This window comes from Levilactobacillus bambusae, from assembly GCF_003124125.1.
Lineage (GTDB): Bacteria > Bacillota > Bacilli > Lactobacillales > Lactobacillaceae > Levilactobacillus > Levilactobacillus bambusae.
Genome location: NZ_QCXQ01000002.1, coordinates 477563 through 490659, shown reverse-complemented (window position 1 = coordinate 490659; position 13097 = coordinate 477563). Strand labels below are relative to the sequence as shown.

The following is a 13097-nucleotide window of genomic DNA, read 5'->3' as shown; positions in this document are numbered from 1 at the left end:
CCAAGAAACCGGTTCATGACCGATATCTTGGGGGATTTTTTAATGACCTTAACAGGAATTGGGGTCCCGTGTGATATACTTCATAGTGTGAAGAGAATGGGAACATCTAATAGAAAAGAGCTGAGATCAAATTTCAATTTATATCGTCCAACAGAACGGGAACTTCGACGACACGTTTTATAGCCAGTGGACCACCGGAGTGATGGGTAAAGCGGCGGCTGACGCCATTCAGTTTGTCAATCAAATTGGTGGAAAAACCTTGAATTACTTTGTGTACCGGGACGACACTGAAGACGCCGATCAGCGGCGAATCCGGTTTGATGGCATGCTTGGCGGATTGAAGTGGGATGATATCGTAATTATCCACTATCCGATCCTTATGTTTGATAAGGCAACCCAACGCCAATTTATTGCGCAGGTCCATAACCGGGGAGCAAGGGTTGTCACCCACATTGATGACGTTAAACAGTGGCAAATAAACGGGGACTATGATCAGCCGTTTGACGAACCATTTCTAACGGATAGTGACGGGATCATTGCCCAAACCCCCAAAATGGCCGCCCAGTTACGGCAACAACTCAACTTGGCTGATAATCAGGCTATGGTTGTCCGGGGACCCGGGGGATACGTGACGAGTCTATACGACCAAAAAGACCGCACCCTTGGGACTCCGATTGACTATGCAGGGGGACTACATAAGGCGCCCTTCTTAGCGGAGCTCGCTACCCAAGTTCCGGTGAATATCTATGCCAACGTGGATGACGGTGCACCAGTTCCGGAGGGAATCAACGTCAAGGGAACCTATGATCCAGACGTTATTCCCCACATTATTGATGGGAGCTTCGGCCTCGTTTGGGATTCGGAGTCCTACACCGATGTGACTGGTAAGTTTGCGGAATATACGAGGTATAACACGCCAAGCAAACTGTCGCTTTATTTATCAGCTAACGAACCCGTTATTGTGTGGTCGGGGGCTGGGGTCGCCAACTTTGTTCGAGAAAACCACGTTGGGTTAGTGATTGATTCCTTAACGGATTTGGCACCTCGACTGGCAGCACTGACACCGGAAGAGTACCACGCCATTTTAAGCAACACCCATCGTATCGGAAATGTGATTCGCTCCGGCTACTTTTTAAAGCAGGCGGTGTTTAAGATGCAGGGTGAGCTCTTGCTGGCGCACGCCGAGTTTAATTAAGCAGTGATTAATTATTCTGTTCATGACGTTTGGAAAAATGACGCTGTGATATAAGTCCGCTTCGCTCAGAAAACACAAGTCTGCAGCTTGGCACGAAGCCCAACATCCAAAGTACGGATGCCTTCGTGCCAATAGTTACGTGACATTAGTCAAGCCAAATCAAAATAAGGATCCTCCCAAAACACGAACAAAGGACGTTCGTCTTACGGGAGAATCCTTATTTTGCCAGGCTTAAACGACTAATGTCGCAGCCTCGTTTTTAATGATTAGAATTTAATTTAGTTCGTCCAAATCCGATGCGGTAATCACTGTTGGATGGAACTCCTCAATCTCACCGTTACGAATTAGGGTGGCCAATTTGTCGATGAAGTTATCGATTAGGTCGTCGCCGTAAATCCCCTTAAAGTCCCGAATGGAATAATTCCACCACTGGAGTTCAAGCAGCTTATCGATTATGTATCGGGGATAACGGTACCGAATAACCTTTGCGGGGACGCCACCAATAATGGCGTAGGGTGGAACGTTCTTGGTTACCACAGCTCTGGCGCCAATGATCGCACCGTCCCCGACCGTCACTCCCGCTTTGAAGAGGACGTCCTGGCCCACCCAAACATCGTTTCCGATGGTGACCTTGCGCTTGTCATCGCCCCCTAAGTCGTTAAAGGGGACGGGATTAAATTGGTTTTCGGAATCTTTGCCATACTCAGGTTTGACGTCCCAGTAGGTTAAAGGAGAAACGGAAAACCGATTGACAGCATGCTGGGAACCCATAATTTGAACATGCGGTCCCACTGAAGAATAGCGACCGATTTTTGAGGTTAGGGAAAGTTCACTGTTTGTGTAACTGTGGCAACCAATATTAGTTAGAAGCTTAGTCGCAGCTCCAAACCAGAAACCAGTATCTGTTTCAATTTGAACGTTATCGGCACTAATAATTTGAAAACCGTCTACTAGTTGACCGCCAAACGAAACATGATGATCATCAAAGTATTGACGTACATGTTCATTAATATTAATTTTTACCAACCTAATCGTCCCCTTTAACTTTATCTAGTTTACGTTTAGTATAGCATAGGGAGATGCAATGGCTACCACCGGCCACCTTGGATTCAGGTGGACACTAATGTTTAGAGAAGGGGAACCAATTTGTCAAAACGAAGCACGATTATTGTGACGTTAGCCCTACTAATGTCTAACGCCATGAGCGGCCTCGACAGTACCATCATTACCACAGCTTTACCCGCCATTACCAGTGACCTGCACGGAATTAACCTGATTGGATGGGTCATTGCCGTCTACCTGCTGGGATTAGCGGTGACGACGCCCCTATGGAGTAAATTGGGCGAACACATTGGAAATAAAACGGCGTACCAGTTAGCCACGATTTTCTTCGTCATTGGCTCGCTTCTAGAAGGGTTAGCCCCCAACATGGTCTTTCTGATTGCAGCCCGGGCTGTTATGGGAATTGGCGGCGGTGGAATGACGTCCATTCCCTATATTATTTACGCTAAGTTATATCAGGACCCGAAGCAGCGGACGAAGATTTTTGGGTTTGTGACGGCGGCCTTTAGCTTTGCCACCATTATTGGCCCGTTATTCGGGGGCTGGATCGTCGATAACTTCAGCTGGCACTGGGTATTTTACGTTAACGTTCCATTAGGACTGTTATCCATTGCTATCATTCAGGTCTTCTTTAAGACGCCGGCACACGAAGAAACTGCTAGCCAGCCCGTTGATTACTTGGGCGGCCTGCTTTTGAGCGCCGGCCTCATTTGCTTGCTGATCGGGATTGAAATGATCGGAACGGTTGCGCCACTGCTCGTTATTTTGACCCTTTTGGCAGCCCTGCTGTTTTTAGCGGCCCTAATCTACGTCGAACGTCTGGCGGTTGATCCAATTATTCCGGGCAGTCTGTTTAAGAATGCCCACCTACTCGTTGATTTTGCACTGTTTGCTCTCATATGGGGGGCTTTTTCAGGGTTTAATACCTACGTTCCGATGTGGGCTCAGGGAATTATGGGAACCTCAGCGGTGATCGGTGGGGTGACCCAGATTCCGGGGGCGGTGACCAATTTTATCGGCTCGGAACGGGTAGTAGCCTTACGGGCGAAGATGACGACCCAGACCGTCATTGGCATTGGGATTGTGAGTATCATGATTGCCTTTGTGGTGATGGTCAGCCTCAGCCAAACAATGCCGTACTGGCTGCTTTTGGTGGCGGGAATCTTTGAAGGCTTCGGGGTTGGAATCTGTTTTAACGTTCTGCAGATTCAGGTTCAGCAAAATGCGGATAGTCAGGATGTTGCGGCCGCGACATCATTTAGCTATCTCGTTCGAATGCTAAGCCAGACGTTTATGGCGTCCATTCTCAGTCTCATCTTAAATCAGGCCCTCTATCATGGCGTGGCGACTTCCCACGGGACCATTACGATGAAAATGATGAATCAGCTGAGCGATGCCAGCAGTGTGAAGACGTTGCCCCAGCGGTTAATCCCAGCCATGCGGACAATTCTACACAGCGGCTTGCATAACATCATGGTGACATCATTAGTTGTGTTAGTGGTGGCGTTTTTGATTAATGCTTGGTCCAAACGGCGGTTTGCTGCCCAAAATTAATACAAACGATTGTATGTTGATCGGGACGCGATTTGTTAGCCGTTAGGGTAGCAAGGCGTCCCGTTTTAAGCTCCTGGAAGGGAGCAAAATGATGATATACTGAAAGCGCTTTAAAAAGATAAGGGAGATGTTTTAGATGAGATTGGGCAGCGTAGAAGCCGGTGGAACGAAGTTTGTGTGTGCCGTTGGCAATGAGGACTACCGGACGGAGGATGAAACGGTGTTTCCAACCACTACTCCGGCTGAGACCTTGCAAAAAACGGTTGATTACTTTAAACAATTTGATGACTTGAAGGCCATTGGGGTGGCATCCTTTGGTCCGATTGAACTGCGCCATAATTCTGACCGCTACGGTTACATTACGAATACCCCCAAGGTGGGGTGGGCCAATACTGATTTTGTGGGGCGCTTGAAGGCAGAACTGGACGTTCCGATTTGCTGGACGACCGATGTGAATGGATCTGCGTTCGGGGAATACGTTGTTTCAACCCTGTTTAATGAAAAAATTGATTCTCTCACGTACTATACCATTGGCACCGGTGTGGGCGCGGGGACCGTCATTAACGGTCAGTTTGTGGGGACGTTGGGTCATCCCGAGATGGGCCACGTCGCCTTAAAACGGCATCCCGACGACCTGAACTTTGCGGGGATTTGTCCCTACCATGGGGACTGTTTGGAAGGGTTAGTATCAGGCCCCACCTTTGAAGCCCGGCTCCATAAAAAGGGACAAGATGTTCCGTTGACGGATCACGTTTGGGACATTATGGCGTACTATATTGCCCAAGCCGCCATGCAAACGACGTTAACGCTGCGGCCAAATAAAATTGTGTTTGGCGGGGGCGTTATTTCTGAACCGTTTCTGGCTAAAATTCGGGAGCAGTTCGGCGAGTTAATGAACGACTACGTGGCCGTTGGGGACTTAAACGATTATTTAGTGATGCCGCTGGTGAAAAATAACGGTTCCGCCACGTTAGGAAACTTCGCCTTAGCTTTGCGGGCGTACGAAAAATAACGGGTTTCTGTTCAGAACCGCCTTGTGAGGATTTTCGTTCACTGATATAATTTCAAGGAGAACAGGAGGATCACAATGGCGGAACTAAAGGTAGAGTTTTTAGATCGGTTTAATCATTTGAATTTGATTTTTGGGATCGGACAGGTGAGCAAAATCACGGGTGTGTCGCCCCGAAAGCTGCGGTACTGGGAGCAGCAGGGGTATATTGCCAGCATTGACAACAGTCAGGGCGGTACCCGACAGTTTGATCTCAAAAATCTCATGACGGTGATGGGGATCGCCCAATTTATTGATGCGGGTTATACCTTACAGGCGGCCGTCAAACGGGCCCACGCACTAGAAGCCGTCATGCCCCTGCTCAAACGCTTTTTATCGCAAAACATCCAAAGTATTGAATTAGATGACGATCATCAAGGGACCGGCCGAATTGATTTCGGGGTCATTGACTCACATCCCCACCAGCACCTGTACGGTGAAGTCAGGGATGATCAAACTCGATTCGTTATCGAAGAAGACTAACTAAAAAGCGCTAACCTGATCCGATCAGCGGAGTAGGTTAGCGCTTTTTAGCGAATTTAATGCGATTTAACGGGTTGTTTAGCAGCCCCCAGTTTGAAGGCGTAGTGGTAAAAAATAAAGTTTACGAAGATGAGAATACCAACGAAGGTGAAGGCATGCTGAGTCCCCGACTTCATTACTGCCCCGGCGGTTGCGCCCGTTCCAGAGGCTAAAAAGCTGGAAGCTACGGCGGTCCCGATGGAACCCCCAAACTGCTGCAGGGTGTTAAAGATAGCGTTAGCGTCAGCTTCTGACTGCGGTCCCACAATGGTCAGGGCGTACGTCATGGTGTTTGAGAAGGAGATCGTCATCCCAATGGCGAATAAGAAGTACATCCCCATAATCATTAAGGGTGACATATTCAGACTGAAGCAGGCAAACAGAACGATGGCCAAAAAGAAAATGGCGTTGCCAGTCGTAATGGGCCGTTTAGCCCCGAGGTTATCGTAGAGCCGGCCCCAAAGCGGGCTTAGTAGGCCGGAAATCAGGCTCCCAGGGAGTAAGATCAACCCTGCAATCAGGGAGGTAGCGTGGTCCACAATTTGGGCGTAGTTCGGGAGAATGAAGTTCATGCCGATGTTTGTAAACTGGATGAACACGTAGGCTAATAGGGACAGGGTAAAAACGGGATTTTTGAAAATTTGGATGTTGACTAACATCCGGGTCGACTTCTTGGAAACCGCAATGAAGGCCCAGAGTGCGGCCACCATGACGAGCAGGCTGAGACCAAACCGACCGTTTAACCATCCATAGGTACTAACCGTGTTAAATCCAAGGGTTAAGCTTGTAAAGACAACGGCTAAGAGGATAAGCCGGAGCCAATCAAACTTAGGCTTTGACAGTGGGGCTAATTGATCGATTGAGAAACCGAGGAAAAACCCCAGAATCATAATGGGTAGAACAATCCAAAAGATGTCCCGCCAACTCAAAAAGTAGACGACAATCCCGCCAAATGTGGGCCCCAGTGCAGGAGCAAGGGAGACGATAAGGCCGCCAAGTCCCATGAAGAGTCCCCGTTTAGCCATGGGGGCCCGCTCTAAAATAATGTTAAGCAGAAGGGGAAGCACAATTCCCGTGCCAACGGCCTGAACTAACCGGCCCAAAAGCAGTACACTAAAGCTGGGGGCAAGGGCACAGAGCAGATCGCCGACAATTGAAAAGAGCACGCCGGCCATAAAAATATGGCGTTCGTTGAACCGGCTCTTAATGTAGGAGGAGCACACGATCACTAAGGAGACCATTAAGAGGTAGCCCGTTGTGACCCACTGGACGGTGGCCAGGGAAACGTGAAACTGCTGGGTTAAGGTTGGAAAAGTAACGTTCATTGATGTTTCAATCAGGACCCCTACGAAGGCCATAATGGCAGCGGCGATAATCGCAAGCATCCCACGTCGTGAAATTGAATCAGATGGTTGATGAGTCATAGATTTTCTCTCTCTTTCTCATGCCGATGGGCGGATTTGGTGAGGAGGGCCTGAACCGTTTCCTGCTCGGTTGGCGTTAAATTGTCAAACACGAGGCTCATGGCATGCTGGGTGATGGGGATGAGCTGATACTTAATTTCTTCACCCCTGGGGGTTAGAAATAATCGGCTGGCCCGCCCGTCGACTGGATCTGGCTGCCGAACCAAATAACCAATTTTAACGAGTTTGGCCACCGATCGGGCAATGGTACTGTGATCTAAAATAACAGCTCGGACGAGGTCATCTTGTGAGGCCCCCGGGTGATCAGCAATAAAGAAAATGAAAAAGTAGTTACTGTCGTTGAGCCCCATTGGTCTTAACGCCCGGTTGAGGTCGTTACGCATAATGCGACTTAGCATCCCCAGTCCCTGGGTTTCATCTTCCGTCCATTGATTTGCCATCACGTTCATCTCCTTAATTTATGTGTTATTGCACATAAATGCAACGAGATTCATCTTAGTCGGTTTTAGTTGGCTTGTCAATAACGAATTGAGGGGATTAAACATTGGGGATCGAGGCGTCGATCTAAAAAAGCGATCCCAACTTTGCCCGCTGAGGGTAAGTGTTAGGACCGCTTCAAGTTCACTTTAAGCGCAAATCATCGAGTTTAGCGTCACTGGTGGCAACCGTGCGGGTGATTAGCCAGCCTTGGCCGTCATCGTCCATTTCAAAGGCCCCGCGGACGGGCAGGGTTGCTTGGTGGCCGTTCAATTCACTCGTAATGTCGTTAGTGGCAATGAGTTTGGCGTGGTTGTTCTGAATGTCTAATTCATGGGAGGTTTCCGAAATCTTTTTGTACCGGCGTTTATTGCTATTGATGGAATCCAACCATTCGGATTTAGTTTGATCCAGACCGGTAACGTCCTGCATCATTGCATCAGAACGAATGAGTTTGCCCAGCTTTGTGGTATCGCCATCAAGAAGTCCCTGCATAAATTGATGGTAAACCGAGAGGACGTCAGCTTCCTGTGTCATAAAATAACCACCTTTCTTTTCTTAATCCTAGTATAGGGCCAAGGGGCGGGAAAGATGAAGTATAATGACTTATAGAGAGGAATGGTGACATGGAGAAAACGAAATTGAGCAGTTTATTCCTGCTATGGTTAGGTGCAGCGATTTCCATCGCAGAAATTGTGACGGGGACGCTGCTAGGTCCCCTCGGCCTGAAGCAGGGGATGTTAGCAATTATTATCGGCCATTTAATTGGGTGCGGCCTCTTTTTACTGCCGGCAGCCTACATATCGGCGAACCAGTCGCAGACGGCCATTCAAACGACGGGGATGGTTTTCGGCACCCCCGGGAAAATTTTATTTTCCGGATTAAACGCCCTTCAACTATTGGGATGGACGGCGGTAATGCTGGTGAACGCTCAAATTGCCATGAATGGGATTACGAGTAAGCTATTCGGGTATGAATCGAAGTGGGTGATGACGCTGATTGTTGCCGTACTAATCATTGTTTGGCTGATTTTAGATCATGATTGGTTATTTCGGATTAACAATGGCGTAGTGCTGCTGTTGGCGTTAGGCACGATGCTCATGCTGTGGGCCGTGACACACGTTGGCATTCTGAGGGCTGGCGGACCAAGCGGCAGCATGACGTTTGGAGCAGCCGTTGAATTAAACGTTACCATGGCGCTGTCTTGGCTGCCACTGATTGGGGACTATACAAAACAGACTAAGCGCCCCGTAGCCATCAGCGTGGTGAGTGTGCTGGGCTACTTCATTGGGAGCGTCACGATGTTTTCAATTGGGCTGCTGACGGTGGTGTTGACCCATGAAAGTGACTTTGCCACGGTATTGACCCACTCCAAACTGGGGCTGGTGGCCTTGTTCATTATTGTGTTTTCGACCGTCACCACTACGTTTATGGATGCCTATTCGGCCGCAACTAACATCACCAACATCACGGGACAGCGCAACGTCAATTGGATTGCGGTGATCATCACCGGACTGGGAACGCTGATTGCACTGGGGATTTCCATGAGTTACTACGAAAACTTTTTATACGCCATTGGGGCGGTCTTTGCACCGCTGTTTGCCATTCTGTTCGTGAGCTACTTTATCATGCACGGGCGTTTGCCAATGATCGTTAACTTTTTATGGTGGATCATTGGCGTGTTTGCCTATAGTTGGATTCAGCACTATAACTTTGTGTGCGGGCCAACTCTCATCTTACTGGTGGGCCTCAGCCTCTGTGTCTGGCTCAGCAGTCTGGTTCTGCCTAAGACGCCGTTCAACACGGCAAAGTGAAAATTGACAGCACTATGAATACTCAAGTTTAGGACATTAGGCCCGCGTCGCTTAGAAATTCGACTCTTGCAACATGGTCCGAAAGTCTTTCATCCTTAACAGGATGCTTTCGGGTCAGTAGTGACGGGATAGGGTGTGGAACTTCTCGCTCACTTTTGAGGATTAACGGAGCTCACAAAAAATACTGGGTTTTAGTATTATTTGTGAGCTTGGTTAACCGCAGGAAGTTGAGAAGCGGAACCCGACTAAAGACAGACCACAACCAAATAGGGGCGATAACCAAATCCGATTAAAAAACAATCGAACCTGGTCATCGCCCCTATTTGGCATGGTCTAAACGTCTTATGTTCCAGCCTATTTATTTTATTCAAATATTTTCCATTGGAAACAATCTGTGCTATGATATTTTCCGTCAGAAACTAATTAGGAGATTTGCGCATGAGTGAAGAAGAAATTATTCGGTTGTACCAGAGCTTGCTTCAGCAGGGAAACCAAGTGGCCGAACCGGCGGGTACTTTAGCGACACCCGAATTAAACCGGCACTTTAATCATTTTCAGCACCATTACCAGGCGAACGCAGGACTGCGGCAGCTTCTGGACTATTTAGCGGCCTACCCGCAGACTAACGCCAAAGCGGTTAGCCAGACCCTGGACTGTCTCCCGGGAACCCTCTCAAAGCGGCTTCATCACTTAATGAAGCACGGGATCGTTCAGGAAATGATTAACCCGGATAATAAACGGGAGCACTGGTACCAGTTAACGCCAATGGGCCAGCAGTTTTATACGACTATGATACAGCAACTGCAGCTACGGTTTGATCAGCAAGCAGATCAGCTAAGCCAATTTTCCGACCGGGAACAACAGACGATCTATCATTTCTTGAAAGCCATGCAACAAATCAACGAGTAAGGGGGCTGTTTTATGCAGCAAGAACCATTGCAACAGGTAACCACTAAGGACATGCTGGGGTTTGTCTTTAATAAGGTTTTGAACCAGCGCTGGATTTTAGTGCTGAACGTTTTGGCACTGACGTTAATCACGGCGCTGCAATTTGTGATGCCGCAATTTGAAAAGCTGATTATTGACCAGGTGATTCCAACGCATAATTTTCAGTGGCTAGCGTTAGTCATTGGCGGGTTATTATTAACTGCTGTCGTGCTAGGGATTTTGAACTACGTCTCGACTTACTACATGGGGGTCATGAGCCAGTCAGCCATTACCGATCTGCGAAATGACCTCTATCATGACCTGCTCACCCAGGATACCCAGTTTTTTGAAACGAGTAAGACGGGGGACTTAATGGTCCGTTTGACGAGCGATATCAATAACCTCCAAAGTATGATTTCAGCAAACATGCTCTCGATGGTGGGCAACATGTTCACATTTGTGGGGGTCCTCGTGTTCATTTTCATCGTGAATTGGCAGATGGCGCTAGCGGTCAGTGTGACCTTCCCGCTCATGTTTATCATCTACCGGGTCTTTCGGGATCGGATTCACAAGGCTTACCGGGCCGCTAGGTTGTCGCAAACGAAGATGTCCAACCAAATGCAGAATACGCTGACCCAAATCGACCTCATTAAAAGTTATACAAATGAAGATCTGGCTCAGGACCACTTTAACGAAACGTCAGAGCAGAATAAACAGGATATGATCCGGGCCACCCAAAACGGCGCTCTTTTCTCCCCGCTGATCGACGGGGTCAACTATTTGGAGGTCGCCATCATTTTAGCCCTGGGTGCCTACTTTGTGATGCAGAAACAGATGACGGTCGGGACGCTGGTGGCTTACCTCACCTACGTGGGGATGCTCCAAAGCCCGATTCGGTCGTTTACCCAGCTCCTAAACCAAATTCAGCAGTCCCTCGTTTCCTACGGGCGGATTAATGAAATTTCTCAGGTGCGGCCAACCATTGAGGAACCGGCTCATCCCGTTGCCTTTCCGACGGGAAACTTAGGGATTCAGCTGGACCACGTGAATTTTGCGTACCAAGTGGAGGCCAATGAATCCACGCTAAAAGACGTGACGTTTGATGTCCTAGGCGGGAAAACGACGGCGCTAGTGGGCCATTCCGGATCCGGAAAGACGACCATTACCAAACTGATTGACCGGTTATATGACATTGAGAGCGGTGAGATTGCGATTAACGGCATTGATATTACGGACTTTCGGCTGGAGGATCTTCGTCGCCATATTTCGATCGTCTCGCAGGACATGTTTATTCTGGACGGAACGCTGCGGGATAACATCGTTTACGGGCGGCAAGAGGCCACGGATGAGCAAATTCAGCGGGTGATTGAAATGGCGGATCTCACCCAGTTTGTTGCCAGCTTGCCCGACGGGATTGAAACCCAGGTCGGTGAACGCGGGGTGAAACTGTCGGGTGGCCAGAAACAGCGGCTGTCCATTGCCCGGGCACTGTTGAAGGATGCCCCAATTGTGATCTTGGACGAAGCGACTGCTAGCCTCGATAACGAAGCGGAAAAACAGATCCAGCACGCCCTAGATAACCTCACCCAGACCCGGACCACCTTGGTCATTGCCCACCGGCTTTCGACCATATACAATGCAGATCAAATTGTGGTGATTGATAATGGCCGGGTTGTCGAGAAGGGGACCCACCAAGCCTTGCTTGATCAAAACGGGGCGTACGCTAAGTTGTATAACGCTCAGTTTAAGTAGGTATGAGTAAGAAGCTCCAACTCCAAAAATAAGGACCCATACCAAATTCGATTGAAAACCGAATCTGGTATGGGTCCTTATTTAGTGAGCAAAGTGGTTCCACATCCTACCCCGTTTTTTTGTCCAGTCGAATCAGTACGGAGAAGGCCACGAGGGCGAGTAAGCCAAGAACGATGTAGGTCCAGTGGTGGAGGATTGGAATAACGCCCCCAAAGAGGAGGCTGCCAACGGGTTGAATGCCATCGTAACAAAGGAACATCAACCCAAAAATTCGGCCCATGTAGGCGTCATCCGTAGCATCCTGGATAAAGGTCGTGATGCTGCCAAACAGGCGGGACTGAACGATGCCGTAAGTTAATCCAATTAGCAGCCACGTCCAGAAGTTAAAGAGGGTCCCGCCCAGAATCAGAACGGCAGCGTAGATTAATTGTTCCCGGTAGACGCTAACCGGTTTGACCCGGTTCGTTTGAAACATAAGGCGGAGGCCGCCAATGATGCCACCGATGGCGCTTACCGTTAAAAAGAGGCTGTAATTGATGGAATGCCCGCCAAAATTGTGTTTGCCGACGTACGGTGATAGCAGCAGAAAGCCAGCATAAATAAAGTTAAAGATCCCCATGGCAAACATGAACTGAACGAGTTTGCCGTGCCGAAAAACGTATTTGAGGCCCTCGATGGTATCGGTGAGAAGTCCTCGGTACCAGGCTTTGGAACTCGGCTGAGAGTGAGGATGGGGATAAATGATCAGGCTATTTAACACGGCTGCCAGAATAAAGGAGGTGGCGTTAAACAGCATGAAGTCCGTAAAATCGATTTGCTTAATCGCTAAGAGGGTCCCGCCGACGATGGGCGAAAAGATGTTGGCCAGACTAAAGAGGGTGTTCGAAGCGGCGTTAAACCGCTGGAGTCGGTCACTGGGGATGACCTCCGGAATAATTGATTTGGCCGCTGGAAAGTTAATGGCCACCATTAGGTTGAGAACGAGGGTAATCATAATCAATAAACCGGTCTGCGGGGCCGCATTATTAACCAGTAGGCCGCCTAAAATGCAGGCCAGTGCCGAAATGATGTCGGTCCAAACGAGGACCCGTTTACGGTTATAGTGGTCAACCAATCCGCCCACCAGAATATCCCCGAATAAGAAGGAAATCCCGCCAATTCCTTGAATGATTCCGAGCAGTTTCGTGGTTCCGGTGGCTTGAACGAGCAGCCAGTCTAAGCCGATTAAGTAGACAGCAGTCCCCAGCTGGGAAGCAAAGGGGCTGATAATTAGCGGAACGCCCGTCGTTCTAAATTTAGTCCCCATGGTATAACCTCCTAAG

Annotated in this window: 12 protein-coding genes; 7 read left to right on the top strand and 5 right to left on the bottom strand. The window is 48.8% G+C overall.

Annotated features, from left to right (window positions below):
* The first annotated feature begins 130 nt into the window (after positions 1 to 130).
* Positions 131 to 1195 (top strand): glycosyltransferase, encoded by a 1065-nt coding sequence (locus DCM90_RS05180; RefSeq protein ID WP_503100472.1) that lies wholly within the window; start codon positions 131 to 133, stop codon positions 1193 to 1195.
* 273 nt (positions 1196 to 1468) lie between these two features.
* Here the strand turns inward: DCM90_RS05180 and DCM90_RS10200 are convergent, their stop codons facing one another.
* The gene (locus tag DCM90_RS10200) at positions 1469 to 2221 is read right to left on the bottom strand and encodes a CatB-related O-acetyltransferase (protein ID WP_109250270.1); all 753 of its coding nucleotides are present in this window, start codon (positions 2219 to 2221) and stop codon (positions 1469 to 1471) included.
* A 120-nt stretch (positions 2222 to 2341) separates the two neighbouring features.
* Here DCM90_RS10200 and DCM90_RS05170 point away from each other — a divergent pair, with 120 nt between their 5' ends.
* The 3 genes from DCM90_RS05170 (at position 2342) to DCM90_RS05160 (ending at position 5342) form a co-directional block, all read left to right on the top strand.
* A complete protein-coding gene (locus tag DCM90_RS05170) occupies positions 2342 to 3811 on the top strand; it encodes an MFS transporter (protein ID WP_225365972.1) in 1470 nt (489 codons plus the stop codon).
* Positions 3812 to 3947: 136 nt separating this feature from the next.
* Positions 3948 to 4823: a fructokinase ScrK gene (scrK, locus tag DCM90_RS05165; RefSeq protein ID WP_109250269.1), complete on the top strand. Its 876-nt coding sequence runs from the start codon at positions 3948 to 3950 to the stop codon at positions 4821 to 4823.
* 75 nt (positions 4824 to 4898) lie between these two features.
* Entirely contained in the window at positions 4899 to 5342 is a 444-nt protein-coding gene (locus DCM90_RS05160; protein ID WP_109250268.1) for a MerR family transcriptional regulator, read from the top strand.
* 56 nt (positions 5343 to 5398) lie between these two features.
* On the opposite strand, the gene DCM90_RS05155 is transcribed toward DCM90_RS05160, so the two are convergent.
* The 3 genes from DCM90_RS05155 to DCM90_RS05145 form a co-directional block, all read right to left on the bottom strand.
* Entirely contained in the window at positions 5399 to 6805 is a 1407-nt protein-coding gene (locus DCM90_RS05155) for a DHA2 family efflux MFS transporter permease subunit (protein ID WP_109250267.1), read from the bottom strand.
* On the bottom strand, positions 6802 to 7245 hold the full coding sequence (locus tag DCM90_RS05150) for a MarR family winged helix-turn-helix transcriptional regulator (RefSeq protein ID WP_165815216.1): 444 nt from the start codon (positions 7243 to 7245) through the stop codon (positions 6802 to 6804). The genes DCM90_RS05155 and DCM90_RS05150 overlap by 4 nt, the downstream gene beginning before the upstream one ends.
* Positions 7246 to 7426: 181 nt before the next feature.
* Positions 7427 to 7819 (bottom strand): nuclear transport factor 2 family protein, encoded by a 393-nt coding sequence (locus DCM90_RS05145; protein WP_109250265.1) that lies wholly within the window; start codon positions 7817 to 7819, stop codon positions 7427 to 7429.
* Positions 7820 to 7908: 89 nt separating this feature from the next.
* Between DCM90_RS05145 and cytX the strand changes: the two genes are divergently transcribed.
* From cytX to DCM90_RS05130, 3 genes are all read left to right on the top strand, one after another.
* Complete coding sequence (gene cytX, locus DCM90_RS05140) at positions 7909 to 9096, top strand: putative hydroxymethylpyrimidine transporter CytX (RefSeq protein WP_109250264.1); 1188 nt, start codon at positions 7909 to 7911, stop codon at positions 9094 to 9096.
* 438 nt (positions 9097 to 9534) lie between these two features.
* A complete protein-coding gene (locus DCM90_RS05135) occupies positions 9535 to 10005 on the top strand; it encodes a MarR family winged helix-turn-helix transcriptional regulator (protein WP_109250263.1) in 471 nt (156 codons plus the stop codon).
* Positions 10006 to 10017: 12 nt separating this feature from the next.
* Positions 10018 to 11775 carry an ABC transporter ATP-binding protein gene (locus tag DCM90_RS05130; RefSeq protein ID WP_109250262.1) on the top strand — a complete coding sequence of 586 codons (1758 nt, stop codon included), beginning with the start codon at positions 10018 to 10020 and terminating at the stop codon, positions 11773 to 11775.
* Between the two features lie 106 nt (positions 11776 to 11881).
* Here DCM90_RS05130 and DCM90_RS05125 read toward each other — a convergent pair whose 3' ends face one another.
* Positions 11882 to 13081: an MFS transporter gene (locus DCM90_RS05125; protein ID WP_109250261.1), complete on the bottom strand. Its 1200-nt coding sequence runs from the start codon at positions 13079 to 13081 to the stop codon at positions 11882 to 11884.
* Positions 13082 to 13097 lie beyond the last annotated feature (16 nt).